Below are 25,079 nucleotides of genomic sequence, written 5' to 3'. Positions count from 1 at the left end.
CGATTATCGCTCGTTGACTTCCAGCACCTTGCCGGCCGCGATGGTCTGCCCCATGTCGCGGATGGCGAAGCTGCCGAGCTCCGGAATCTCGCCGGACGGCTCGATGCTGAGCGGCTTCTGCGGGCGCACGGTGACGACCGCGGCGTCGCCGGACTTGATGAAGTCCGGGTTCTCCTCGGCGACCTCACCGGACGAGGGGTCGATCTTCTGATCGATGGACTCGATCGTACAGGCGACCTGCGCCGTGTGGGCGTGGAAGACCGGCGTGTAGCCGGCCGTGATCACCGACGGGTGCTGCATGACGACGACCTGCGCCTTGAACGTCTCGGCGACGCTCGGCGGGTCGTCGGCCGGGCCACAGACGTCGCCGCGGCGGATGTCGTCCTTGCCGATGCCGCGGACGTTGAACCCGACGTTGTCACCGGGCTCGGCCTTGGGCACCTCCTCGTGGTGCATCTCGACCGTCTTCACCTCGCCGCCCACGTCGGACGGCTGGAAGGAGACGTTGTCGCCGGTGTTGAGGATGCCGGTCTCGACGCGTCCCACGGGGACGGTCCCGATGCCGGAGATGGTGTAGACGTCCTGGATCGGCAGGCGGAGCGGCGCGTCCGTCGGCGGCTCGGCCTCCGGCAGGTCGTTGAGCGACTCCAGCAGAGTGGGGCCGTCGTACCACGGCGTGTTCTCGGACGCCTCGGCGACGTTGTCGCCCTCGAACGCCGAGATCGGCACGAACGTGGTGTCGTCGGTCGCGAAGCGGACCTGGTTGAGCAGGTCCTCGACCTCGCCGATGACCTCCTTGTAGGAGTCCTCGCTGTAGTCGACGAGGTCCATCTTGTTGACGCCGATGATGAGCTCGTTGATCCCGAGCGTGCGGGCCAGGAACACGTGCTCGCGGGTCTGGGGCGCGACGCCGTCGTCGGCCGCGACGACGAGCACCGCGTTGTCGGCCTGCGAGGCGCCCGTGATCATGTTCTTCACGAAGTCACGGTGGCCCGGACAGTCGACGATGGTGAAGTAGTACTCGTCGGTGTCGAACTCCTGGTGGGCGATGTCGATCGTGACGCCGCGCTCGCGCTCCTCGGCGAGGTTGTCCATCACGTAGGCGAACTCGAAGCCGCCCTTGCCCTTCTCTTCGGCTTCCTCGCGGTGCTGCTCGATTACGTGCTCGGGGACGCTCCCCGTCTCGAAGAGGAGGCGACCCACGAGCGTGCTCTTGCCGTGGTCGACGTGGCCGATAATGGCCAAGTTCTGGTGCGGTTTGTCACTCATGGGGTAATCACGCGCTAAGGCGCTCTGTGAGTAAGTTTCGGTTGATTCCACTAAAACGGTTTCGATACGGCCCACAGAGTATCGCGCCGCCGTCCGGCGATTGTCGACAACGCGGGACACGACAGAGCGACACACGCCCCGGTCCGCGGCGGCGGACTCGGCGGTCGAAGCCGCCTGCTCCGGTCGGACGGTCCGGCCCACTCCGGCCGGACGAGCCGACTTACTCCAGCCGCCCCACGTCGCCGAGGACCGCGCTCGCGGTCTCCGGGCCGCCCGCGCCGCGGCCGGAGATGTTGAGCCGGCCCGCGTGAGACGTCTCGATCTGGACGATGTTCTGCGTGCCGGAGACCGCGAGGGTCCCGTTCTCGGGGACGAGCCGCGGCGCGACGCGGACCGTCTCGCCGGTCGCCTCGCCGATCAGCCGCACCGTCCGCCCGTCCTCGGCCGCGAGCCGGAGCGCGGAGCCGGGCACGTCGCGGATCCCCGACACGTCGGCGTCGGCGAGCGTGAACTCCCGGGCGTCGGCGGGGTCGTCGACCGCGCCGAACGAGAGCACGTTCGCGAGGATGACGCACTTCAGCGCCGCGTCGGTGCCGTCCACGTCGAAGGAGGGGTCGGCCTCGGCGACGCCGAGGTCCTGGGCCTCCGCGAGCACGTGGTCGTAGTCGAGCCCCTCGGCGGCCATCCGCGTGAGGATGAAGTTCGCGGTCCCGTTGAGCACGCCCCGGACCGCGGTGACGTGACCGGGCTCGATGTCCTCGACGGTCGACACCGCGGGGATGGCGCCGCCCACCGTCGCCTCGAACCGGATCTCGCCATCGCTGTCGTCGACGGCCGCCCGCAGGTCGCCGAACCGCTCCGCGACCGGACCCTTGTTCGCGAGGACCGCGTGGCGGTCGCGCTCCAAGGCGGCCGTCACGTGCGTGAAGCCGGGCTCGGCGTCGCCCAGCGTCGTCGGCGTCGCCTCCACGAGGACGTCGTAGTCCGCCGAGAGGGCGTCGTCCGGGTCCGCGTCCCCGACGATCCCCCGCTCCGCCTTCCGCGCCACGACCGCGTCGGGGTCGACGCCGATCGCGTCGTCTCCGCCGGCGCCGGCCCGACCGCCGGTCCCGTCGGCGACCGTCGCGCTCGACGAGTCCGCGACCGCGACGACCTCGTGGCCGTACTCGCCCGCCAACTCGACGACGGAGCGCCCGACCGCGCCCGCGCCGATCACGGCGAGCCTCACGCGTCCACCCCCGTGAGCGGTTCGACGACGCGGAGCTCCTTCTCGTCGGCGAGCTCGCGGACCGCCGCGAGCGCCGCGTCCGTCTCGCCGGCGCGCGCTTCGAGCCGGAGCCGCGCGCTCGACACCTCCTCGGTTCCCTGCGGGGCCGCGAGCGACACGTCGGCGACCGACGCCGACTCGCAGGCCTCGATCCGCGAGAGCGTGTCGGAGAGGTCGGTGTCGATGAGGTGGCCGAACAGGAGGATCGTCACCTCCTCCGCGTACCGCTCCGTGCCCGCCTGCATCACGTTCACGCCCTCGCTGCGGAGCGCGTCGACGATCTCCTCGAACCGCTCGGGCGTCGCCTCGAAGTCGACCTCGACGGGGATCCGTCCGCGGGGCGTCTTGTTCCCGCGCTCGTGGTAGATCGACAGGAGGTTCCCGCCGTTGTCCGCGATCGGGTGGAGCGCGGCGAGCAGCTGGCCCGGCTCGTCGACGAGCTCCAGCCGGACCGTGTGCGTCGAGGGGGCCGTCGAGGCGTGGCCGCCGTCGGGCGACGCCCCGGAGTCGGCCGGGTCGGGCTCGCCCGCCGCGCCCTCGGCGTCGAGCGCGGTCTCCGGCGCCCCGTCGCGGCGATCGCTCACGCCGCCACCTCCGCCGCAGCGCGCAGCGGGGCCCGGTCGGGGGCGCGCGTTCGCAGACACGTCCCTGTCCCCGGCGTGGAGCGGTCCCTCGGTGGCTCCGTCGCGGTGCGTCGGGGGGGAGTCGTGCCCGTCTGCATACCCGAACGGAGTCGGACGATCCGGTATAAGCCTTCGGCGCTGGCAGGCGTTGCCTCGCCGCCTCGGTTGTCAACGTACCGCACGGATCGGGCGGAAATGTCCCGCAGAATTATGGGCGGTCGCGACCGATGGCCGGGCGTGTGTCACCCTCCACGCGGTTCGCCGAGCATGGCTGTGCGGCCCGACAGGTCGAATCGGCGTCTCTCGGACCTGACCCCGCCCAATCGCTCCTCCCCGGACCGAACTCCTTCGAACCGAGGTGCGAGCGCAGAATGAGCGGGCTCTCGATCGACGGTCCGAAGACCCTCAAGGGCGCGGTCGTCATGCTGTTGATCGGTCTCGCGGTGACCGGCTACGGGGCGTACGACTACACCCAGCAGTCGAGCGCGGTCGAGGACGCCGTCGCGGTCGACGCGACCGTCACCGACCTCAGCGTCGAGTCGACGTCGACCGGGAGTAGTCCCGGCGTGGACTACCGGCCGGCGGTGCGGTTCACCTACGAGTACGAGGGGACGGAGTACGCGAGCACCAACGTCTTCCCGTCGGCGATCACGTCGAACTACGACACCGAGTCGGCGGCGCGCGAGGTCGTCGCGGCGTACGCCGTCGGCGAGTCGACCACCGCGTACGTCGACCCCGCCGACCCCGACGGGGCGTTCCTGAAGGCGCAGACGTCGAACGCGCCGCTGTTCGCTGCCGTGCTCGGGCTGTTCCTCTCCCTCGGTGGGGCGCTCTCGACCGTCAGGCGAATCCGCGGCTGACGGCCGCGCCGCTTCGGGGAATCGGGCTCGAAGAGAGAGGAAAAAACGGGGACCGACTACCGCGAACCGCGCCGTCGACTCAGAAGTAGTCGATCGACTGCGGCAGTTCGAGCTTCATCCCCTTGCGCTCGCGGATCTCCATGATCTTCTCGCGCTGGAGGTTGTCGACGAGCACGCGGAAGCCCGCGTTCTCGGTGTTCCACGAGGCGCGGCCCTCGGTGGCCGAGCGGATGTCGGAGGAGAACCCGATCATCTCCTCGACGGGCGCGATGCCCTCGACGACCATGAGGTCGCCCTCCTGGTACATGTCGTCGACGCGGCCGCGGCGGCCCTGAATCTCGCCGGACGCGGCGCCCATGTGTTCGCTGGGCACGTCGATCCGGACGTCCTGGATCGGCTCCAGCAGGCGGACCTCGCCGTCGATCAGCGCGCGGTGGACCGCGTCGCGGACCGCCGGGATGACCTGTGCGGGACCGCGGTGGATGGTGTCCTCGTGGAGCTTCGCGTCGTGCAGGCGGAACAGCGACCCCTGGACCGGCTCGGCGGCCAGTGGCCCGTCGTCGAGCGCCTCCTGGAGGCCCTCAAGGACGAGCTCCATCGTCTCGTTGAGGTGCTGGATCCCCTTCGTGTCGTCGATGAGGATGTTGGTCCGGTGGATGTCCTCGACGTTCTGCGAGGTGTCCTTGTCCATGCCGGCGTCCTGCAGCGCCTCGCGGCGCTCCAGTTCGGGCATGTCCATCGAGACCTCGCCGAGCTGGATGGCGTCGACGATCTCCTGGTCCATCGGCTCGACGGTGATGTAGAACTTGTTGTGCCGGTTCGGCGACTGCCCCTCGACCTCGCGGGAGTTCTCCTGGGGCTGCTCGCGGAACACGACGATCGGCTCCCCGGTGATAACCGGGATGCCCTGGTTGTCGCGGATCCGCTGGGTGATCACTTCGAGGTGGAGCTCGCCCTGCCCGCTGATGAGGTGCTCGCCGGTGTCCTCGTTGATCTCGATCTGAATCGTCGGGTCCTCCTTGGCGACCTGCTGGAGCGTCTCGATGAGCTTCGGCAGGTCGTCCATGTTCTGGGCCTCGACGGACTTCGTGATGACCGGCTCGGAGATGTGCTCGATCGACTCGAACGGCGTCATCTCGACGGAGGAGACCGTCGAGCCGGCGATGGCGTCACGCAGGCCGGTGACCGACGCGATGTTCCCCGCCGGGACGCGGTCCACCTCCTCGCGCTCGGACCCCATGAAGAGGCCGACGCTCTGGATGCGGTTCTTGCCCGCGGTACCGGAGACGTACAGCTCCTGACCCTTCTCCAGCGTGCCGGAGAAGACGCGGCCCGTCGCGATCTCGCCCGCGTGCGGGTCCATGGAGATGTCGGTGACCATGAAGACGACCTCGCCGTCCTCGTCGACCAGCCGCATCGTGTCGGCCAGGTCGGACTCGGGGTCGCCGCGCCAGATGCGCGGGACGCGGCGGGGCTGCGCGTCAACCGGGTTCGGGAAGTGCTCGCAGACCATGTCGAGCACGACGTCCGACAGCGGCGTCCGCTCGTGGAGCTCCTGCCGCTTGTCGTTCTGCTCGAGCTCCATGATGTCGCCGAAGTCCATGCCGGTCCGCTGCATCGACGGCATCGAGACGCCCCACTTGTACAGCGCGGAGCCGAACCCGACCGTGCCGTCCTCGACGGAGACGGTCCAGTCCTCGGGGATGTCGTCCATGTTCTCGGCCATCCCGCGGATGAGCTCGTTGACGTCGGCGATGACGGACATCAGCCGTTCCTGCATCTCCTGGGGCCCCTCCTGGAGCTCGGAGATGAGGCGGTCGACCTTGTTGATGAACAGCGTCGGCTTCACGCCCTCGCGGAGCGCCTGCCGGAGCACCGTCTCCGTCTGGGGCATCGCGCCCTCGACGGCGTCGACGACCACTAAGGCGCCGTCGACCGCGCGCATCGCGCGGGTGACGTCGCCACCGAAGTCCACGTGGCCCGGGGTGTCGATGAGGTTGACGAGGTGGTTGGTGTCCTCGTACTCGTGGGTCATCGAGACGTTCGCCGCGTCGATGGTGATCCCGCGCTCCTGCTCGTCCTCCTTCGTGTCCATCGCGAGCTGCTCGCCCGCGGTGTCCTCGGAGATCATGCCGGCGCCCGCCAGCAGGTTGTCGGAGAGCGTCGTCTTCCCGTGGTCGACGTGGGCGGCGATGGCGATGTTCCGGATGTTCTCCGGGGTGTCCATCAGCCGCTCACATTCCTGAACGATCTTCTTGCGTCGGCCCATTATACCGAGTGTTACCGAAAGGAGGGTCAAAAGGGTAGTGTTTCGTCGCGGCCGTTTCGCGGGCGAGTACCCCCGATCGCCGCCGATTTCGTGTCGACCGGTGTCACGGGACAGGCGACTGAGAGTGGGCTCGCTCGCGGGCGACGGCAGCGTTCGCGGTCGGCGGCGGCGCTCGCGCCCGGACACACCGCCTGCGGTCATCGGGGCGGTTTTAAGTTCCGACTCGGGAAACGGGACGTATGAACGAGACGCTCTCACGGCTCGACGACAGCGGCGTCGTCGCGGTGTTACGCGGAGTCGAGGCCGACCAGCTGATCGAGATCACGGAGGCGCTGCGCGAGGGCGGGGTCACCGCCGTCGAGATAACCGCCGACACGCCGGACGTGGCCGAGAAGCTCGGCGAGGTCGCCGGCTCCTTCGACGACGAGGTCGTCGTCGGCACCGGAACGGTCCTCGACAGCGAGACGGCCCGGACCACGCTGATGGCGGGCGCGGAGTTCGTCGTCTCCCCGAGCCTCCACGAGGACGTGATCGAGACGTGTAACCGCTACGGCGCCGTCACCGCGCCGGGCGTGATGACGCCCACCGAGGCGGTCCGCGGCTACGAGGCCGGCGCCGACTTCGTGAAGGTGTTCCCCGCCAAGACCGTCGGCCCGGCCCACCTCGGCGCGATGAAGGGCCCGCTCGGGCAGATCCCGATGATGCCGACCGGCGGCGTGAGCCCGGACAACGCCGCCGACTACGTCGACGCGGGCGCGTTCGCGGTCGGCGCCGGCGGCGCGCTCGTCGACTACGACGCCGCCGAGCGCGGCGACTACGAGAGCATCACCGAGACCGCCCGCGAGTTCACGCGGGTGGTCGAGGAGGCGCGCGGCGACGAGTGAAACGGAGGCCATTATAAATGGATAGGACGGCAGGAGCGGTGGCGCGCGCCTCCGAGCGCCCCCCGGGGCGCTCGGAGCGCGTGCGAGGGAGTCGGCCGACCGCAGGGAGGCCGACGAGGCTGGGGAGGCGTGAGGTGCTGTGCGGGGTGGGACTCAAAGGGGCAGTCGTCGAGGACGGCGCAGGCGACGTGAGCACCGCAGGAGCGAGTGTAACGAGCGACGAGGAGCGCGACGAGCGTGCGCCGTCCTCGCGGCTGGGGCTTTGGAGGTGTTCGTCGTCGATCCGGTTTTAATTATTTATAAACGAGTGGCTGGGTGTTTGGAGGCGTACACCGGCAGAACAAGAACGATTGCGTATAGACGATCGACGACACCGGTCTCCATTTGAAAACCCGCAGAAAGGTCCTAATAAGCTCGATCTTCTACAGAAAAAAGGCGAATGCCTCGGGGCTTGACCCCGAGGCAGTTCACATGAAGTCCGCGATGCCGGACTGCTTGTTCGTGTCGTCCTCGAAGATCGACTCCAGCGACCCCTCTAACACCTTCAGCCGCTGTTTCGTGTAGGGGCGACAGTCGAACCGCTCGGCCACCTCGATGGCGGTGTCGACGTACTTGCTCACCGACCCCTCGTGGACGGTGAGGTTCACGCGGCCGCCGCACTCGCGGCACTCGCCCGTCAGGGGCATCCGGCGGTACTTCTCGCCGCAGTCGAGACAGCGCGTCTCCTGCCGCGAGAACGCCCGGAGGTTCCCGATGATGTCTGGCAGGAAGTGGTACTCGATCACGCGCTCGGCCACGTCGGTCTCGTCGACCGCGCGCAGCTTCCGGGCCAGCTCCAGCTGCGCGTCCATCTTCTCCATCATGTCGCCGAGCGTCTTGTACGCCGACAGGTCCGGCCCCATCGCGATGTCCGTCGTGTCGTGGGTGTGGTCGAACCCGTGGTACTCGTCGTCGGTGCCGAGCGTGTCCTCGCCGATCTGGATCAGCTCCTCGACCTCCTCCGGGTCGGCCAGCTTGCGCGACGCCTCGTACAGCTCCAGCGGGTACTCCCGCACGATGTCGACGTTGTGCGCCTCGTCGTCGATCTCCGAGGGGTCGATTCGCGAAGACATCACTAAGGGTGCATCCATCCGCCCGCCGCGTTGGTCCGGTAGGAATTCCTTCGAGAAGTTGAGCAGTCCGTCCATGAGCAGCATCACGCAGTCCTCGTCTCCGTCGCACTGATCGACCGACAGATCGTTCGCGACGAGAGAGTGCGTGTCCTCAACGGTGAGGCAGTACACGTGCTCAACGTCGCTCTCGACGGCCTCCACTTCGTCGACGTTCTCGACAAGGTACTCTCCGGATCCGCCGTCCGACACCTTCGGTGCGTACGGCTCAACGGACGAGACGTTCTCCATCAGCCGGTCGCGCTTCCGAGAGAGGTGGAAGCCTGCGATTTCAGAGAATCGAACGGCATCGTGTGACGAGACACTGAGGACGTACGTCTGCGCGGTCATCCGCGCATCGCTCTCGTCGTAGAATTCGGGGAACTTATCGTGGAGTTGGACCCTCTTCGGCTGGTCGACAGTCGCGTGGATGTCGAGCCGCCGCAGGAGACCGATCAAGTCCTCTCGAAGCTCCTCGCTCACCGTCGTCGCGGTGATTCGGAGCGACCCGTCGTCGACGCTGCCGTCGCCGCTGAAGTACCCGCTCAGATACGCTCCGACGACCTCGTCGGGTGCGTCGAATATTTGATCGGGGACGCGCTTCGTGTGTGCGTACACGCCGGAGTCGAGCACTGAGTCGAAGAACGCACGCAATAGGCGACCGGAGACGGTCACTTTCGCGTGGTTCTCTTCGTACGGGTCGACCCCGAACTCCTCCCGCAGAACGTCGAGGAAGAATTCCCTCGCTTCCGTTTCCGTCCCGCAGATCGTCGTCTGGTGGATAGTCCCCTTCGGCGTTTCCTGCTCGCGGGCGAACCCTTCCGCCGCGTAGTAGCCGAGTAGCGTCGCGACGCGCTCGTTGAGGTCGACGAACCGATCGATCTCCGTGCGATCGCGTTTCATTCCGAGGGTGACGTCGTCCGGGACGAACGCGAGCATCTCGTCAAGCGAGGAGAAACACTGTTGAAGATACGAGACAGGGAAGCTCTCCCGGTATAGGTAATTACTCAGCGTCTTCTTGTTCGTCTCGAACACTTCGGTCATGCTCTGGAGGGGATAGAACCGCCCGTCCCAGTCATCCGCGAAAGCGTCCTCGAAGAGATCGTACAGCCGGTCTTTGTCCAGCCCCTTGATCATGAGGCGGTCGGTCGGAACCGAATCAGACCGGACAAATTCGGCGAGTAGGTCAAACCGCTGCGGGTCCCGACTGGTGTCGTCGGACCCGATCGAGTCGGGGATCACCAGCCTGTCGTTCCCGTCGATTTCTCGCGCCTCCTTACCGACGACCGCATCCCGTTCGTCGTCGTACACGTGAACTCCGTGGTCTGGAGTGACGGTTATCGATCGGCCAGACTCAGTGCGAACCCGCACGAGGTGGTTCGGTGCGTCGTGCTTGCTGACCGCCTCTACCGGGCGAGAGACGCGATCGCCGTCCGCGGTCAGCGACGGAACACGGAGGTTGCCGTCGACACCCTCCAGTTCGCCGACGGCCGTTCCGAAGTCGTCGAACTCGACATCCGACTGCTCGAGGTACGTCTCGACGAACGCCGCGATTTCGTCGTATCGTAGCTGACCGGTCTCGTCCTCGTACCAGATCTTCGTCTCCGGATGGAAGCAGTTCCGCCGTTTCGCGGCGTGAAAGTACGGATGAGCGTATCCCACCGCGGCCGATGTGAATCCTACCACTCTCCCGACAGTCGCGGCGCTCGTGTGGGGGGCCATGCCGAAGACGAGCTCGCCGACGAGGTCGTCGCGTTCGTTCACCTCGTAGAAGCGGTCGAGCCCGTAGAACTGTTCGAGGAGGTCGTCGACGAAGTCCGCGGTCTTCAGCATGTGCTCGGCCGCGCCGTCCGAGAGGACGATGTCCTGGACGCGGAGCTCGACCACCTGATCGTCGTGGCGGAGCGGCTCGCCGTCGACGTCCGTCTCGTACCCCAGCTCGCGGAAGTGGTCCGCGGTGACGTCGAGCTCCGCGGGCTTGACCGCGGTGACCGGGAGGTCGGTCATGTCGTACCGGACCGTCCCGTCCTTGAACGACGTGACGCCGTTCTTCGCGCGGAGGACGCCCTTCTCGATCGGTTCGGGCGTCTTGTTCCGCGAGGTGAGCCCCTGGACCCCTTTCAGGATCTCGAAGGCGGACTCGCGCTCGCCGACCGTCTCCAGCGCGGAGCGGTACGCGTCGTTGACGTCGACCTCCTGGTAGGTCGCGGCCGTCACCTCCCACTCGCAGTTCGGGCACTCGACCCGGCCGGCCTCGTCGGGCTCGCAGACGGTGCCGCAGTCGTTACACTCGTAGTGCGGCTCCGTGTGCGTCTCGCAGTCGGGACAGAGCGCGGCGTAGGTGTGCTCGCCGCAGTCGGGGCAGACGCGGTCGGACACCTGGAGTTCGTGCCGGCCGCGGTGGCCCGTATCGTCCATGACGTTCGCGGCCTCGGCCACGTCGCGCTGGGGGCCGCCCGCCTCGTTGATCGGGAAGAGGGTGTGGACCGCGGGCGAGAGGTCGCGGCTCTCCGACTTCTCCGGCCGCCCCATCCGGTTGCCGATCCGGGTCGGCGCGCGCTCGCGCACCTCGAACGGGGCGACCTCGTTGACCGCGCGGATCGCGTTCTCGCCGTCGGCGTACCCGCGGGCCGCGGCCGAGAGGTCGTCCGCGTCCCACTCCTTCCGGAGCCCGTCGTCGATCCCGAGCGACCGCGCGAGCGGGCGCCACGTCGGGATCCGGAGCGCGTCCGGGGTCGCCCCGTGTTCGACCAACAGCGACTCCAGCGCGTCCCGAACCGCGTCGGTGCGCTCGATAGCGAGGACGCCCTCGACGATCTCGCCCGCGGCGACCGCGTCGGCCAGTGCCTCGAACGCCTCCACCGACACGTCGTGCCAGAGGTAGGTGTACTCGGGGTGGAGGGGACAGTCGTACTCGCGCGCCCACGCGAGCGCCTCGTCGACGTCCGGATGTTCGAGGTCGACGTGCGGGTCGTCGCCCATGGCCTGGACGTCGGCGCCGGCCGCCTCGAACTCCTGGACCCACCACTCGGGGGCGTACGACGCGGGAGCGAGCGGGTGGTTGTTCTCGACGAACTCCCCGTAGTTGACGAGGTACTCGCCCAGGTCGAGCACCTTCTCGATCCCGTTGCGGACCTCCTTGGCCTCCTCCGGGTCGTCGATCCGGCGCACCTCGCCGTTCGCCAGCCGGACCGTCGGCCCCTCGATGGAGTCGACGGGGACGACGCCGTGCGCCTTCCCGGGTCGCTCCGTCTTGATCTGCGTCCCGGCCGCGAGGAAGTCGTCGACGATGTGCATCGTCGCCGGGTGGACGCCGCCGGTCGCGAACCCGTGGTTGCGCGCGCGGCCGTAGCGGAGCCGGAATCCGCCCGCCTCGCTCGGGTGGGTGAACACGGGGCGACCCGCGATGAGGTCCCGGAGGAACTTCTGGGAGGGATCGGCTCGCGGCGGGCCGTCCGGCTCGTCGTCAGCGGGGTCGTCGGCCGCGGGGTCGCTCTCCGCCACGCCGGGTTCGGCGCCCTCCTCGGCGTCGCCGCCGCTCTCGCCGTCGCCGTCGGCGGCCTCGGACTCCGACGCGTCGCCGTCGCCCGCGCCGTCTTTTCCGATCGTCCCGTCGATGAGGTCCTGGAGCCACGGCCAGTCGACCTCCTCGAGGTCGCGGGTGTACCGCTGGATCTTCGGGGCCTTCAGCGCGATCCCCTCGGCCGCGACGAGGCACATCCCGCCGCGCGCGGAGTTGGTGTCGACGCGTTCGAGGTCGCGGAACCCCGACACCTCCTCGTCGCTCGTCGCCTCGCCGTCGAGCATGACGGGGATGTGCTTCGCGATGAACTTCGACTCCTTGTCCTTCGGGGTGTACTGGAGCCCGGTGTCCTTGTCGTAGAGGGCGATCTCCTCGGCGTAGCGTTCGACCTCGATGTCGCGGGGCTTGTACTCGTCGATGCCCAACAGCGACCGGGCGTAGTCGGCGACGAGCACCGACAGCGCCTGCGCGGTCCCGCCCGCCGAACGGATCGGACCGGCGTAGTAGACGTTGACGAACTCGGTGCCGTCGTCGTTCTCCAGCAGTTCGACGCGGTCGATCCCCTCGATCGGCGCGGCCACGACGCCCTCGGTGAGCAGCGCGACGGCGGTCCGGACCGCCCCCTCGATCTTCCCCTCGCGGGAGTCGTAGTCGCCGACGCTGCCGTCGACGAAGTCGGTGACCAGCTCCAAGGCCGCCTCCTCGCGGGACATCTCGCCCTCCAGGTCGCGGACGCGCTCCGCGACGCCGTCGATCCCGAGGATGTTCTCGACGCGGTCGGCCATGTCGCGGGCGACCGGGATCTCGATCTCCGGCTCCGGGTCCCGGCCCTGCTCTTTGGCCGCCTCCGCCACGTCCCACGCCTCGTCGAGGCGCTCTTCGATCCGCGCGAAGTAGCGCTCGTCGTCCGGTCTCATCGGGCCTCGCTGAGAGCCGCGCGGCGCGGTCGTCGGGTCACAGCCACAGGTCCAGATCGGTCGCCTCGTCGTGCGAGCGCTCCAAGGGCTCGGCGAACGCGCGCAGGTGGCACTCGCCGGCCCAGACGGTCGCCGAGTCGAGGTGGCCCGCGAGCGCCTGGCCGCTCGGCCGCGAGAGCACGACGTGCGTGTGTGCGAAGACGTCGCCCTCCAAGAGCGAGACGTTGCCCACGCAGGCGGCCACCTCCAGCGGCTCGTCGAAGGTGACCGAGCGGTACTCGGTCTCCTCCTGGTCGTAGAACCAGACGTCCGCGTCCTGGACCGCGCCGAGCGCCGTGAACCAGCCGGCCTCGACGTCCTCCTCGCGGGCGAGGCTCTCTATCTCCTCGCGCCAGTCGGCGCCCGTCTCGAACCGCGCGACGTACTCCGCCGTGGGTTCGACCTCGCGATGGTACATAGCAACTCCCCACGGCTGCCGGGGAGAAAAAGGCTTCAGTCGGTTCGGGTGAGGCCGGCGGTTCAGATTCGATATAGCTGTATGAGATTTATCAGGGGAAGACCGACGACAACAGTAATACATGAATTCGAGCCACGGAACGTCTCTCCCCGGCAAAACGATCGACTACCGGCGAACGCGGTGGACTACCGGCCAAAATGGTCGACTATCGGCGAACGGCGATGCGACTCGCGAGGCGGAAAGAGAGAGGAGAGTGTCGTGGAATCGACCCGACTCAGAACGGGGCCTGGGGGCCTTCGTCGTCGCCGCCGTCGTCGTCGGTCGTCTCGCCGGGGAAGGAGGGGGACATGCCGCCGCCGCTGCTGGTGCCGCCGAGGTCGCCGTCGGCACCGGCCGCTGCGCCGGTGTCGGCGTGGACGGTCTCGATCTCGGGGATCTCCTTGACCATCCGGGACTTGATCGCCTGGATCGTCATCGGGGAGATACCGCAGCCGGAGCAGGCGCCGCCGAGCTGGACCGTCACCTCTCCCTTCTCGCGGTCGAGGTGGGCGATGGCGGCGCTCCCGCCGTGCATCTGGATCTGCGGGAAGTTGCGCCGCAGGAAGTTCGTGATCCGCTCGCGGAGTTCGTTTTCCGCGTCAGCCGCGTCGGTGTCCGTGCTCATGCCCGCGAGTTGGCGGGCGGCGGGCTTATGCCTTTGGTTCGGGCGGATACGGGCCGCGACGCAGCCCCGTCGCGCCCCGTCGCGTCCGGTTACTCCGAGCGGTCGACGCCGAGGGTCCGGTACAGCTCGGACTCGATCCGCTCGACGTACTCGTCGAGCGCCTCCTCGAACGTCTCGTCGTCGACCGCGACGGCGCCGCGGATGCGCTCGCGCGGGTTCTCCGGCAGCTCGACGCGGAACTCGCCGTCCTCGTAGAAGGGCTCCGACTCGTTGAGCACGGTCTGGTCGATCCCGTGGATCAGCTCCGAGTCGTACCGGTCGTTCATCTGCTCGAACGCGTTCTTGTACGCCCGCTGGAGCTCGTTGAAGTAGTGGGCGTACTTGTCCTCGAACTTCTCCGGGTCGAACTCGTCGGCCATGTCCCGAGCGAGGGTCCGGCGGGAAAAAAGGCGGTCGATCGCCGCCGAGACGCCGGATCGGACGGGAAAAACGAACGTGCGGTAAGCTGTGGGATTCGAGCGGAACTGGCGTGATAAATCTTATATCGCGATATAGAATCAGTCACTCACGGCGATAGCCGGTACACCGGCGTCGCGCTACAGGTCGGACGCTGGGCAGCGCTGACGGGGAATTCGGGACGTCGGGGAGCGACCAGCGACAGACGGGCGGCGAACCGACGGCGCGCTACGGACTCGGTCCGGAACGATTCAAAAAGAAAACCGGCCGCGACGACGACCGTCAGTCGAGGTCGAAGCGGTCGAGCTTCATGACCTCGCTCCACGTCTCGGCGAAGTCCTCGACGAACCGCTCCTCGTCGCTCGCGTACACGTCGGCGACGGTGCGGAGCCGCGCGTTCGAGCCGAAGATGAGGTCGGCTCGCGTCGCCTCCCACGCGACCTCGCCGGTCTCGCGGTCGCGTACCTCGTAGACGTCCTCGTCGTCGGTGACCTCGTCCCACTCGTACTCCATGTCGAGCAGGTTCGCGAAGAACTCGTTGGTGAGCGTGCCGGGCTCGTCGGTGAACGCCGCGCGATCGCCGTAAGTCGCGCCGAGCGCGCGCAGACCGCCGGCCAGCACGGTCATCTCGCTGGCGGTCAGGTTCAGCAGGTCCGCCTTGTCGACCATGAGGTCCTCGACGTCCTCGTCGGCGTCGCCGAGGTAGTTACGGAAGCCGTCGGCCTCGGGCTTGAGCGCCTCGAAGGAGTCGACGTCGGTCTGGTCCGCGGCGGCGTCGACGCGGCCGGGCGCGAACGGCACCTCGACGTCGTAGCCGGCGTCGGCCGCGGCCTGCTCGACTGCCGCGGTCCCGCCCAGCACGATGAGGTCGGCGAGCGAGACGCGGACGTCGTCGGACCGCGACTCGTTGAACTCGGCCTGAACGTCTTCGAGCGTCGAGAGGATGTCGGCCAGCTGCTCGGGCTCGTTGGCCTCCCAGCTGCGCTGGGGTTCGAGGCGGATGCGGGCGCCGTTGGCGCCGCCGCGCTTGTCGCTGTCGCGGTAGGTGGACGCCGCCGCCCACGCGGTCTTGACGAGCTCGCCGGTCGAGAGCCCGGAGTCGAGGAGCGCCCCTTTGAGATCGGCGACCTCCGCGTCGCCGATCGTCTCGTAGTCGGCCTCCGGCAGCGGGTCCTGCCAGATCATCGTCTCCTCCGGGACCTCGGGGCCGAGGAAGCGCTCCGGCGGACCCATGTCGCGGTGGATGAGCTTGTACCACGCCTTCGCGAACGTCTCCTGGAACTCGTCGGGGTCGTCGCGGAACTCCTCTAAGACGGTCCGGAAGTCGTCGTCGTGTTTCAGGGCCACGTCCGTCGTGAGCATCATGACGTCCTCCTTGTCGGAGGCGTCCGCGACGCCGGGCGCGGCGTCGTCGAGCTCGTCGTTCTTCGTGGTCCACTGCCACGCGCCGCCGGGACCCTTCTCCGGCTCCCACTCGTAGGTGAGCAGGTTGTTGACGTAGCTCATGTCCCAGACGGTCGGGGTGGCGTTCCACGGTCCCTCGATGCCGCTGGTGATCGCGTCGGGGCCCATCCCCTCACCGAACTCGTTGTCCCAGCCGAGGCCCTGGAGGTCGATGGGGGCGTCCTCGGGCTCCGGACCGAGGTTATCGCCGTCGTCGGCGCCGTGGACCTTCCCGAACGTGTGACCGCCGGCGATGAGCGCGACGGTCTCCTTGTCGTTCATCGCCATCCGGCTGAACGACTGCCGGATGTTCTTCGCCGAGCCCTCCAAGTCGGGCTCGCCGTTCGGGCCCTCGGGGTTGACGTAGATGAGGCCCATCACGGTGTTGCCGAGCGGCGCCTTCAGGTCGCCCTCCTCGTCGAAGCGCTCCTCGGAGGTCATCTCCCACTCGCTTTCGGGGCCCCAGTCGACCGCGTCGTCGCCCCTGAAGTCGTCCTCGCGGCCGCCCGCGAAGCCGAACGTCTCGAAGCCCATCGACTCCAGCGCGACGTTGCCGGCGAGCACGATGAGGTCCGCCCACGAGAGCTTCTCGCCGTACTTCGTCTTGACCGGCTCCAGCAGCCGCCGGGCCTTGTCGAGGTTCACGTTGTCGGGCCAGCTGCTGATCGGCGGGAGGCGCTGGTGTCCGCCGGCGGCGCCCCCGCGCCCGTCGAGGGAGCGGTACGTGCCGGCGCTGTGCCACGCCATCCGGATGAACAGCGGGCCGTAGTGCCCGTAGTCGGCGGGCCACCACTCCTTCGAGTCGGTCATCACGTCTTCGAGGTCGGATTTGACCGCTTCGAGGTCGAGCTCCTCGAACGCCGCCGCGTAATCGAACCCCTCGTCGTAGGGACCGATGTTCGCGGAGTTCTGATCGAGCAGCTCCAGATCCAACTGATCCGGCCACCACTCTTGGGTGTTACTAGCCATCAAGAAATGATCGGCCCTCTTCGCTGATAATATTGTCTACTTCGGAGAGGGAATCATCGTTATAACGGAGAGTTTCTATCGAAATAATGAAGTTCTTTTCGTAAATCTTCGAAGTCGCTGGCAGGGGCCGCAGCGGCGCTCCGATGGGTTTACCGCGCGGTAAGTGCCTGCTACCGGCTCCGATAAGTAGCCGTTTCGACACTTCGACGGGCATGGATGAGAGTCTCACCCGAGGGTCCAGCGGCGCATCGGTTCGCTTCGTCGCGGGACCTCGGCGGGCGAGGACCGCGGCCGCACGGAAACACGGAGGGGTCGAGCGCGGTCAGCGGTGTCGAGCGCGCTCAGCGGTTCAGCGTGTGGATCGCCTGCCCGCGCGCGTTCTCGGCCGCCTCCATCACGGCCTCGGCGAGCGTCGGGTGGGTGTGGACGGTGGCGGCCACGTCCTCCAGCGTGGCGCCCATCTCGATCGCGAGCGCGATCTCGGCGACCAGCTCCGACGCCTCCGGGCCGACGATCTGTCCGCCGAGGACGAACCCGGTCTCCTCGTCGGCGACGATCCGGACGAACCCCTCGGTGTGACCGGTCGTCATCGCCCGCCCGGAGGCGTTGAACGGCATCTCGCCGACCGCGGGGTCGAAGCCGGCCTCTTCGGCCTCGCTTTCGGTCATGCCGACCGTGCCGATCTCGGGGTCGGTGAAGACGGCCGCGGGGATCGCCTGCTGATCCATCGCGGCGGGTTCGCCCGCGATCACCTCGGCGGCGACGATCCCCTCCTTCGAGGCCGCGTGCGCGAGCATCGGGTCGCCCGCGACGTCGCCGACGGCGTGGACGTGCTCGACCGCGGTTCGGGTGCGATCGTCGGTGTCGATGAACCCGCGCTCGTCGGTCTCGATCTCGGCCTCGTCCAGGTCGAGCCCGTCCGTGACCGGCTGGCGGCCGACCGCGACGAGGATCTTGTCGACGCCGTACGTCGACTCCTCGCCCTCCTCCGTCTCCGTGTGGAGCAGGTAGCCGCCGTCGGGCGCCTCCGACCACTCGCTCGCGCCCTCGCCGAAGTGGAACTCGACGCCCAGCTCCTCGGCGCGCGTGCGGACGATCCGCTTCACGTCGTCCTCGTAGGGGTCGAGGATGTCGTCGAGCATCTCGACGACCGTCACGTCGGCGCCGAGCTTGGCGTAGGTCGTCGCCAGCTCCATGCCGATGTAGCCGCCGCCGACGATCCCGAGCCGGTCCGGGACCGTCTCGGCGTCGAGCGCGTCGGCGGAGCTCCAGACGTGGTCCTCGCTGAACTCGAAGCCGGGGATCTGGATCGGCCGGGAGCCGGTCGCGACGATCGCGTGTTCGAACGAGAGCGTCTCGGAGCCCTGCCCGTCGCCGCCGTGCGCGACCCGGACGGTGTCCTCGCCGACGAACGAGGCGGTCCCCTCGATCAGGTTCACGCCGTTCGCCTTACAGAGCTTCTCGACGCCGCCCGTCAGTTGGTCGACGACGCCGTCCTTCCACTCGACCATCTTCCCCATGTCGACGGCGGGGTCCGCGTGGACGCCCATGAACTCCGCGTTGCCCGCCTCGTGGGCGAGCCCGCTCCCCGTGATCAGCGCCTTCGAGGGGATACAGCCGCGGTTGAGACAGGCGCCCCCGTAGGCGTCCTTCTCGACGAGGGTCGTGTCGAGCCCCTCCTGTGCGGCGCGGATGGCGGCGACGTAGCCGCCCGGCCCCGCGCCGATGACCAGTACCTCCGTTCCCGTGGTGACGTCTCCGACGACCATTATTCGTTGAGTAGCAGCAGGGGGTTTTCTAAGTGTTCCATGACGGTGTTGGCGAACTGAGCCGCGATTGCGCCGTCGACGACCCGGTGGTCGATCGACAGCGACAGCGGCAGCGTCGGCGCCGGGACCACCTCGCTCGCCCCGTCGGCGCCCTCGCGCACGACGGGTCGTTCCTCGATGGCGCCGAGCCCGAGGATCGCGGTCTCGGGGTAGTTGATGATCGGCGTGGCGTACTCGCCGCCGATGGCGCCGAAGTTGGTGATAGAGAAGGTACCGCCCTTCATCTCGGCGGGCTTCAGTTTCCGCTCACGGGCGCGGCTCGCGAGGTCGTTCACCTCGTCGGCTAACTCGAAGAGCCCCTTCTCGTCGACGTCCTCGACGACGGGGACCATGAGCCCGGCGTCGGTCGCGACCGCGATCCCGAGGTTGTACTCGCCCTTCAGGACGATCTCCTCGTCGTCCTCGCGGAGTTCGCTGTTGAGGTACGGGTACTCCTTCAGCCCGGCGACGATGGCCTTCATGACGAACGGCATGTACGTGAGCTTCACGCCCTTCGCCTCGGCCGTCGGCTTCAGCTCCTCGCGCGCCTCCACGAGCGAGTCGACCTCGGCGGTGTCGTGGTGGGTGACGTGCGGCGCCGTGTACTTCGACCGCTCCATCTGCTTGCCGATGGTGCGCCTGACGCCGCGGTAGGGGACGGTCTCGTCGCCGTCGGTCGCCGCGGGCGCGTCGGCGCCGTCGCCCGCGGAAGCGGCGTCCGTCGCGGCGGCCGCGCCGCCAGCGTCGACGTCGACCGGTTCCGGCTCCGGGGTCGACTCGGTCGACTCCAGCGCGTCGGCGTACGCGTTCACCGCTTCGGCCGTGACGAACGCCTCGCCGTCGCGGGTCTCGTCGGTCGGCACGTCGTCGAGGTCGACGCCGCGCTCGCGCGCGACCTTCCGCGTCGCGGGCGTCGCGAGCGTCGTCTCGCGGCCCGCGGGCTCGGGGGCGTCGCTGGCGGTCGTTGTCGACGCCGCATCTGCGGAGCCGCCGGAGCCGCGCTTGCTGACCGCGGACGTCCGCTCGCCCGATCCGGTGTCGGTCGGTGTCGGCGCGGGACGGGGCTCGGGCCCGTCGTCCGCGCTCTCCTCGGGAGCGGATCCGGCGTCGCCCTCGGCGTGCGCCCGCACGTCGGCCTCGCTCACGCGACCGCCGGGGCCGCTCCCGTCGACGGCCGCGACGTCGACGCCGAGTTCGCGGGCGAGCCGGCGGGCCGACGGGGGCGCGAAGGTGCGCCCGGAGGGCGTGTCGGGTTCGGCGGGCACCTCGTCGCCCTCAGCGGCGGTCGCGTCCGGTTCCGGCTCGGGCTCGTCGGCCGAGTCGGACGCCGGTTCGGCGTCGCCCTCCGCGTCGGTGCCGGCTGCCGCCTCGTCGCCGTCCTCGTCGACGCGGAACGAGATGATCACGTCGCCGACGGGGACCATGTCGCCCTCCTCGACGAACAGCTCCTCGACGGTGCCGTCGTAGCTCGACGGCACCTCGACGAGCGCCTTGTCGGTCTCGACCTCGGCGACGGGCTGGTCCTCCTCGACGCGGTCGCCGGGCGCGACCAGCCACGAGACCAGCTCGCCCTCCGCGACGCCCTCGCCGACGTCGGGGAGCTTGAACTCCTTGATCGTCATCGATCGGCCTCCTCCGTTGTCATGCGTGTATCTCCGGCGGACATGTTAAAATTCGACCGCCTCCAAGATCCCGTCCTCGATGCGCGCCGCGGACGGGAGGTAGTAGTCCTCCAACGCGTACAGCGGGTACGGCACGTCGAAGCCGGTGACGCGGCCGATCGGCGCCTCCTGGTAGAGGAGGGCCTCCTCCTGAAGGATCGCCGTGATCTCGCCCGCGAGCCCGCCCGTCTTCGGCGCCTCGTGGACGACGACCGCGCGGCCGGTCTTCTCGAACGCCTCCACGATCGCTTCGCGGTCGAGCGGCGATATCGTCCGGAGGTCGACGACCTCGCACTCGATCCCCTCCTCGCCGAGCGTCTCGGCGGCCTCCAGCGTGGGGCGGGTCATCGCGCCGTAGGTGAACACCGCGACGTCGTCGCCTTCGCGGCGCGTGGCCGCCTCGCCGATGGGCACCGTGTACGGCTCCTCGGGCACCTCCTCGCGGAACGCCCGGTAGATCAGCTTCGGTTCGAGGAAGATCACCGGGTCGGGGTCGCGGATCGACGCCGCGAGTAACCCCTTCGCCTCGTACGGCGTCGAGGGGATGACCACCTTCAGCCCCGCCTCGTGGGCGTAGAACGCCTCCTTCGACTCGGAGTGGTGTTCCGGGGCGCGGATGCCGCCGCCGTAGGGGGCCCGCAGCGTCATCGGGAGCGTGAACCGGCCGCGGCTGCGGGTTCGGAACCGCGCCATGTGCGAGACGATCTGGTCGAACCCGGGGTACATGAACCCGGAGAACTGGATCTCCGGGACCGGTCGCATCCCCATCGCGGCCATCCCGACGGCGGTGCCGACGATGCCCGACTCGGCGAGCGGCGTGTCGATCACCCGGTCGCCGCCGAACTCGTCGAAGAGGCCCTCGGTGGCGCGGAAGACGCCGCCGTTCTTCCCGACGTCCTGGCCCATCACGACCATGTCCTCGTCCTCGCGCAGTTCGGTGTGTAATCCGTCTCGTATCGCCTGTACCAGCGTGAGGTTCTGTGTCTCGGTCATTCAATCCTCCAGGAACGCCGCGTCGCCGCGCTCGTCGCGCAGCGCGGCGAACTCCTCGTACTGCCGCTCCAGTTCCGGCGGAAGCTCCGCGTAGGCGTGCTCGAACAGCTCTCGCGGGTCGGGCCGCGCCATCGACTCCGCCGCGTCGATCGCGTCCGCGACCTGCGCCTCGACCGACGACTCGATCTCCGCGACGCGCTCGTCGTCGAGGATCCCCTCGCCGCGGAGGTACGACTCCAGCCGGTCGATCGGGTCCTTGCGCTTCCAGCTTTCGACCTCGTCGTCGTCGCGGTAGACGGTCGGGTCGTCGGCGGTCGTGTGCGCGCCGAAGCGGTACTGGACCGCCTCGATGAGTGTCGGCCGCGGTCGATCGGCGTCCGGGTCGCGCGCCTTCTCCAAGGCCGCTTCCGTGACGCTGTACACCGCGAGCGGGTCCATCCCGTCGACCTGGACGCCGTCGATGCCGTACGCCTCCGCCTTCTGCGCCAAGGTCGCGCTCCGGGTCTGCCGCTCGCGGGGGACGGAGATGGCCCACTGGTTGTTGTTACAGAAGAAGACGGTCGGCGTGTCGAACACGCCGGCGAAGTTGACCCCCTCGTGGAAGTCGCCCTCGCTCGTCGCGCCGTCGCCGAAGTAGCAGACGAACGCGTCGTCCTCGCCGCGGAGCTTCGAGGCCCACGCGGCGCCCGTCGCGTGGGGCACCTGCGACGCGATGGGGACGGCGACCGGGAAGACGTTGACGTCGGGCGGCGCGTTGTTGCCGTCCTCGTGGCCCATCCAGTAGAGCAGCGTCTGTTTGAGCGGCAGGCCGTGGACGAGAGCGGCGCCGTGTTCGCGGTACGACGGAATCATCCAGTCGTCCGCGTCGAGCGCGTACGCCGACCCGATCTGGGCGCCCTCCTGCCCGGAGAGCGGGGGGTACGTCCCCATCCGGCCCTGCCGCTGGAGGCTCACCGCGCGGCCGTCGAAGTGGCGCGCCAGCCGCATGTGCCTGTACATCTCGACGAGCGAGTCGTCGTCGAGGTCTGGAACGTCGCCGACGACCTCGCCGTCCTCGTCGAGGACGCGAACCGTATCGTCGTACGCCCTGTCGAACACGGTCACGGTCGAACCCACCTTCGCATGTCCGATACGTCCACCGCCCGGGTAATATCGTTTTCGTAAATAATTTAGTATAATCAGAAATAGCGGCTTCGCGCTGAGAGACCGTCCATCAGATTCGGAGAGAATCGGACGTTTCTGAACAAACTCCGACTCGTTCGGCAATATTTTCGCCAAGATGGGCGTTTCGTCGGTCAGTAACGGACGAACAGGAAGGTTTTCGGGCAGGGGCCGGTCGTCCGACGCGGGAGTCTGACGTCGCGGCGCCGTGGCTCGGCGGTCGCGAGTGGCGCGAGAAGATCGGCGGCTGTGGCCGTCTGAAGCGGACCGGACCGCTACCCGAGGCGGAACGAGGGCTCGTCGGGCTCGCCGTCGAGGTCCTCCAGCTGGATCACTTCCTCGTCGCCGTCCTCCAGCTGCTCGCGGAGGTAGTTGACGTAGCGCTTGTGCTCTTCGAGCTGCTCGCGGAGGTGTTCGGCCTCGAGCTCTAACCGCTCGTGCTCGCGGACGAAGCTCTTCGGGACCTCGATCTTCGGGGGGAACGACTCCCCGCTGTCGCCCATGCTGTCCAGTTCGGCCTCCGGGATGACCCGGACCTGACCGTCGTGGGCAACGAGCGTGTCCACGTAGTCCCGGAAGACCGCCGACAGGGAGATGTCCCGCTCCTCGGCGATGTCGCGGAGGGTCTCGAACGCGTCCTCGTTGACGCGGAACGAGATCGTCTTGTTCTTGTTGCCCATTATCGGACCGTTCGTTCCGCGGATCACTTAAGCGTTTGTCAGACGATCGCAAGAACGAGAACCGCGTTCGGGGCAGAACCGCGCCGAACGCCGCGAAATCCGGTGTCGGGGCGTCAGCGTTCCGGCGCGCCGACCGCGTCAGAACGCCGAGATGCCGGCCGCGTCAGGGTTCGGGCGCGCCGGCCGGGTCGGTCTCGTCCGGGGCGTCGCCGAGCGCGGCGTCGTCGCTCCCGGACTCGTCGCCCGCGAGTTCGTCGCCGCTCTCGTCGAGGTCCTCAAGCGCCGACAGCGCGGCGGCCTTGTACGTCTGGGGGTCGAGGTCGTACTCCTCGCGCGCCATGCGCGCGTACTCGTTGCCCTCGTCGTCGAACGCGGCGACGCGCTCGACGGTGCGGCGGGCGGTCTCCGCGACCCAGCGGTCGCGGGTGGCGGCGTCGACCTCGGTGATCGACTCGGGGCGGACGGAGACCCGGACCGTGCCGTCGTCGGTCTCGTAGGTCCGGGGCTTCCCCACGACTGCGACGTAGGCCGGGGGCTCCAAGTCCCGGAGTTTGGAAGCGGCTTCCGGCTGGTACTGGCCGGCGTACACGAAGAACGTGCCCGTCGGGTCGACGATGCGGCCGCGCCAGTACTCGCTGTCCTCGCCGACGTCCTCCTTCTCCGTGAGGGTGCCGACGAAGAACACGCGGTTCGAGGACTCGCCGGTCGGTAACAGCGCGTAGACGGGGGCGCGCTCGTCGTCGGACTCGGTGAACGTGTAGCCGGCGTCGTTGAACTCGGTGGCGAACACGCGCCGGGCGACCTCTCGGGTGGGGGCTGACTGGCTCATTTAAATCGACCTCGCTTCGATCAGCGCGCTTTCAACGTCGACGGTGCCGGGATCCTCCATCTCATCGACCAGGACGTACCGGCGGAAGGTGGGGCCGGTGACGCGGTAGTAGCGCCCGAGCACGTCCTCGCCCATCTCCTCGGCGACGACGGTGGTGTCGAGCGCGTCCATCGCCATGTCCTTGGCCTCCTCGAGGGTCATCCCGGTGAGTTCCTCGGTGGCCTCGCGGTCGAAGATGACCTCGGTGACGGTTTCGCCGTCGTCGAGGACGCCCTTGATCCGCAGGTCGAACTCGCCCTCGACCTGACCGTGCTCCGAGCAGCGCCCGTTCTGGAGGACGCGCGTACAGTCCTCCTCGGGGCAGCGCTTGATCAGCCCGGAGCCGGACTGGATGTCCACGAGGGCGCCCTCGACGGTGTCGGCGTTGTCGCCGACCTCGATCTCCTCGTCGATCTCGGTGATGCCCGTCGTCCGGTTGAGCTTCACCGAGTAGCTCCCCTCGTACTCGTCGGTGACGACGTTCGAGAGCTCGTACGCCTGCCCCTCCGTCAGCTCGGGGAGGTCGGAGGTCTCGAAGGCGACGAACTTGATCGTGCCCGACTCGTCGCCGAGCAGGCCGACCTGCGAGATGGAGTCGCTGCGCGGCTCCCAGAGGTCGACCAGCGTCACGCGTAAGTCGACCCACTGCTCGTCCTCGTCGATGTCGTTGACGAGGACCTCCTCGCTGCCGCCGCGGCCGAGCTCGTCGCGCTCCATGCCGGCGTCTTCGAGGTAGCTGTTGGTGACGCTCCGGCTCGCCTCGTCGAGCGGCACGCGGTACTCGTCGACGAGCGTGGTCAGCCGCTCCTCGACGTCGTCGGGGTCGACGTCGGTGTGGTCCGAGAACTGTTCCGCTATCGCTTCCGCTTCCTGTCGCAGTTCGCTCATGGGGTGTCTCCGCCTCCGGTCTTGTTTTCAGTGGGAGGCGTACGACGGTTGGTTCCAGATGGTATTAAAATGTACGTGACCGCGGTGAAAGTGAAACGAAACGCCCGCTTGAGGGCCGCTGCGTGGTGTTCTTTCGATTCGCGGAGATCAGTCGACGGAACGACCTCGCTCGCGTCAGACGCACGTCAGCCGTGCGCGGGCTTCGTTTCGAGTGGAACGATCACACGGATCGGTGTCACACAGATGACGGTCCGACGGAGGTGACGAGGCG

The 25,079-nt window shown here is 68.4% G+C and carries 18 protein-coding genes; 2 read left to right on the top strand and 16 right to left on the bottom strand.

Annotation, left to right across the window (positions count from 1 at the left end; genetic code table 11):
* Positions 1 to 3: 3 nt before the first annotated feature.
* The 3 genes from tuf to DVK07_RS00710 all read right to left on the bottom strand — a co-directional run bounded on the left by tuf (position 4) and on the right by DVK07_RS00710 (position 3,120).
* Complete coding sequence (gene tuf, locus DVK07_RS00720) at positions 4 to 1,269, bottom strand: translation elongation factor EF-1 subunit alpha (protein WP_121595255.1); 1,266 nt, start codon at positions 1,267 to 1,269, stop codon at positions 4 to 6.
* 220 nt (positions 1,270 to 1,489) lie between these two features.
* On the bottom strand, positions 1,490 to 2,497 hold the full coding sequence (locus tag DVK07_RS00715) for a homoserine dehydrogenase (protein ID WP_121595254.1): 1,008 nt from the start codon (positions 2,495 to 2,497) through the stop codon (positions 1,490 to 1,492).
* Positions 2,494 to 3,120 carry an amino acid-binding protein gene (locus tag DVK07_RS00710; protein ID WP_121595253.1) on the bottom strand — a complete coding sequence of 209 codons (627 nt, stop codon included), beginning with the start codon at positions 3,118 to 3,120 and terminating at the stop codon, positions 2,494 to 2,496. Before DVK07_RS00710 ends, DVK07_RS00715 begins: the two co-directional genes overlap by 4 nt.
* 410 nt (positions 3,121 to 3,530) lie before the next feature.
* Between DVK07_RS00710 and DVK07_RS00705 the strand changes: the two genes are divergently transcribed.
* Positions 3,531 to 4,019 carry a DUF3592 domain-containing protein gene (locus DVK07_RS00705; RefSeq protein ID WP_121595252.1) on the top strand — a complete coding sequence of 163 codons (489 nt, stop codon included), beginning with the start codon at positions 3,531 to 3,533 and terminating at the stop codon, positions 4,017 to 4,019.
* A gap of 79 nt (positions 4,020 to 4,098) precedes the next feature.
* Here the strand turns inward: DVK07_RS00705 and DVK07_RS00700 are convergent, their stop codons facing one another.
* Positions 4,099 to 6,288, bottom strand: coding sequence for an elongation factor EF-2 (locus DVK07_RS00700; protein WP_121595251.1), 2,190 nt, complete (start codon positions 6,286 to 6,288; stop codon positions 4,099 to 4,101).
* A gap of 239 nt (positions 6,289 to 6,527) precedes the next feature.
* On the opposite strand from DVK07_RS00700, the gene DVK07_RS00695 reads away from it, so the two are divergent.
* On the top strand, positions 6,528 to 7,172 hold the full coding sequence (locus DVK07_RS00695; RefSeq protein ID WP_121595250.1) for a bifunctional 4-hydroxy-2-oxoglutarate aldolase/2-dehydro-3-deoxy-phosphogluconate aldolase: 645 nt from the start codon (positions 6,528 to 6,530) through the stop codon (positions 7,170 to 7,172).
* A 467-nt stretch (positions 7,173 to 7,639) separates the two neighbouring features.
* Here the strand turns inward: DVK07_RS00695 and polC are convergent, their stop codons facing one another.
* From polC to DVK07_RS00630, 12 genes are all read right to left on the bottom strand, one after another.
* Positions 7,640 to 12,760 (bottom strand): DNA polymerase II large subunit, encoded by a 5,121-nt coding sequence (gene polC, locus DVK07_RS00685; RefSeq protein WP_121595248.1) that lies wholly within the window; start codon positions 12,758 to 12,760, stop codon positions 7,640 to 7,642.
* A gap of 37 nt (positions 12,761 to 12,797) precedes the next feature.
* Positions 12,798 to 13,217: a PPC domain-containing DNA-binding protein gene (locus DVK07_RS00680; RefSeq protein ID WP_017341912.1), complete on the bottom strand. Its 420-nt coding sequence runs from the start codon at positions 13,215 to 13,217 to the stop codon at positions 12,798 to 12,800.
* A 274-nt stretch (positions 13,218 to 13,491) separates the two neighbouring features.
* A complete protein-coding gene (locus tag DVK07_RS00675; RefSeq protein WP_007995326.1) occupies positions 13,492 to 13,881 on the bottom strand; it encodes a NifU family protein in 390 nt (129 codons plus the stop codon).
* 89 nt (positions 13,882 to 13,970) lie between these two features.
* Positions 13,971 to 14,300 (bottom strand): DUF5783 family protein, encoded by a 330-nt coding sequence (locus DVK07_RS00670; RefSeq protein ID WP_121595247.1) that lies wholly within the window; start codon positions 14,298 to 14,300, stop codon positions 13,971 to 13,973.
* 319 nt (positions 14,301 to 14,619) lie between these two features.
* Positions 14,620 to 16,749 (bottom strand): catalase/peroxidase HPI, encoded by a 2,130-nt coding sequence (gene katG, locus DVK07_RS00665; RefSeq protein ID WP_121595246.1) that lies wholly within the window; start codon positions 16,747 to 16,749, stop codon positions 14,620 to 14,622.
* Positions 16,750 to 17,090: 341 nt separating this feature from the next.
* Entirely contained in the window at positions 17,091 to 18,518 is a 1,428-nt protein-coding gene (gene lpdA, locus DVK07_RS00660; protein ID WP_121595245.1) for a dihydrolipoyl dehydrogenase, read from the bottom strand.
* Entirely contained in the window at positions 18,518 to 20,179 is a 1,662-nt protein-coding gene (locus DVK07_RS00655; protein WP_121595244.1) for a 2-oxo acid dehydrogenase subunit E2, read from the bottom strand. The genes lpdA and DVK07_RS00655 overlap by 1 nt, the downstream gene beginning before the upstream one ends.
* Before the next feature lie 45 nt (positions 20,180 to 20,224).
* The gene (locus DVK07_RS00650) at positions 20,225 to 21,211 is read right to left on the bottom strand and encodes an alpha-ketoacid dehydrogenase subunit beta (RefSeq protein ID WP_121595243.1); all 987 of its coding nucleotides are present in this window, start codon (positions 21,209 to 21,211) and stop codon (positions 20,225 to 20,227) included.
* Positions 21,212 to 22,315 (bottom strand): pyruvate dehydrogenase (acetyl-transferring) E1 component subunit alpha, encoded by a 1,104-nt coding sequence (gene pdhA, locus DVK07_RS00645; protein ID WP_121595564.1) that lies wholly within the window; start codon positions 22,313 to 22,315, stop codon positions 21,212 to 21,214. It lies immediately after the preceding gene.
* 332 nt (positions 22,316 to 22,647) lie between these two features.
* The gene (locus DVK07_RS00640) at positions 22,648 to 23,052 is read right to left on the bottom strand and encodes a hypothetical protein (RefSeq protein ID WP_004598641.1); all 405 of its coding nucleotides are present in this window, start codon (positions 23,050 to 23,052) and stop codon (positions 22,648 to 22,650) included.
* 163 nt (positions 23,053 to 23,215) lie between these two features.
* Positions 23,216 to 23,881, bottom strand: a complete 666-nt coding sequence (locus tag DVK07_RS00635; protein ID WP_121595242.1) for an RPA family protein — start codon at positions 23,879 to 23,881, stop codon at positions 23,216 to 23,218.
* Positions 23,882 to 24,808, bottom strand: coding sequence for a replication factor A (locus tag DVK07_RS00630; RefSeq protein WP_121595241.1), 927 nt, complete (start codon positions 24,806 to 24,808; stop codon positions 23,882 to 23,884).
* Positions 24,809 to 25,079 lie beyond the last annotated feature (271 nt).

Origin of the sequence: Halorubrum sp. Atlit-26R, from assembly GCF_003666015.1 — an archaeon.
Classification (GTDB): domain Archaea; phylum Halobacteriota; class Halobacteria; order Halobacteriales; family Haloferacaceae; genus Halorubrum.
Note: the sequence above shows the minus strand (reverse complement) of the source record. Positions and strands in the feature narration are given on the sequence as shown.

Bases quoted from the DNA above. Each gene is read 5' to 3' on its own strand.
- tuf (WP_121595255.1), bottom strand. From the start codon at position 1,269: ATGAGTGACAAACCGCACCAGAACTTGGCCATTATCGGCCACGTCGAC.
- DVK07_RS00705 (WP_121595252.1), top strand. From the start codon at position 3,531: ATGAGCGGGCTCTCGATCGACGGTCCGAAGACCCTCAAGGGCGCGGTC.
- DVK07_RS00700 (WP_121595251.1), bottom strand. From the start codon at position 6,288: ATGGGCCGACGCAAGAAGATCGTTCAGGAATGTGAGCGGCTGATGGAC.
- DVK07_RS00695 (WP_121595250.1), top strand. From the start codon at position 6,528: ATGAACGAGACGCTCTCACGGCTCGACGACAGCGGCGTCGTCGCGGTG.
- polC (WP_121595248.1), bottom strand. From the start codon at position 12,760: ATGAGACCGGACGACGAGCGCTACTTCGCGCGGATCGAAGAGCGCCTC.
- DVK07_RS00680 (WP_017341912.1), bottom strand. From the start codon at position 13,217: ATGTACCATCGCGAGGTCGAACCCACGGCGGAGTACGTCGCGCGGTTC.
- DVK07_RS00675 (WP_007995326.1), bottom strand. From the start codon at position 13,881: ATGAGCACGGACACCGACGCGGCTGACGCGGAAAACGAACTCCGCGAG.
- DVK07_RS00670 (WP_121595247.1), bottom strand. From the start codon at position 14,300: ATGGCCGACGAGTTCGACCCGGAGAAGTTCGAGGACAAGTACGCCCAC.
- katG (WP_121595246.1), bottom strand. From the start codon at position 16,749: ATGGCTAGTAACACCCAAGAGTGGTGGCCGGATCAGTTGGATCTGGAG.
- lpdA (WP_121595245.1), bottom strand. From the start codon at position 18,518: ATGGTCGTCGGAGACGTCACCACGGGAACGGAGGTACTGGTCATCGGC.
- DVK07_RS00655 (WP_121595244.1), bottom strand. From the start codon at position 20,179: ATGACGATCAAGGAGTTCAAGCTCCCCGACGTCGGCGAGGGCGTCGCG.
- DVK07_RS00650 (WP_121595243.1), bottom strand. From the start codon at position 21,211: ATGACCGAGACACAGAACCTCACGCTGGTACAGGCGATACGAGACGGA.
- DVK07_RS00640 (WP_004598641.1), bottom strand. From the start codon at position 23,052: ATGGGCAACAAGAACAAGACGATCTCGTTCCGCGTCAACGAGGACGCG.
- DVK07_RS00635 (WP_121595242.1), bottom strand. From the start codon at position 23,881: ATGAGCCAGTCAGCCCCCACCCGAGAGGTCGCCCGGCGCGTGTTCGCC.
- DVK07_RS00630 (WP_121595241.1), bottom strand. From the start codon at position 24,808: ATGAGCGAACTGCGACAGGAAGCGGAAGCGATAGCGGAACAGTTCTCG.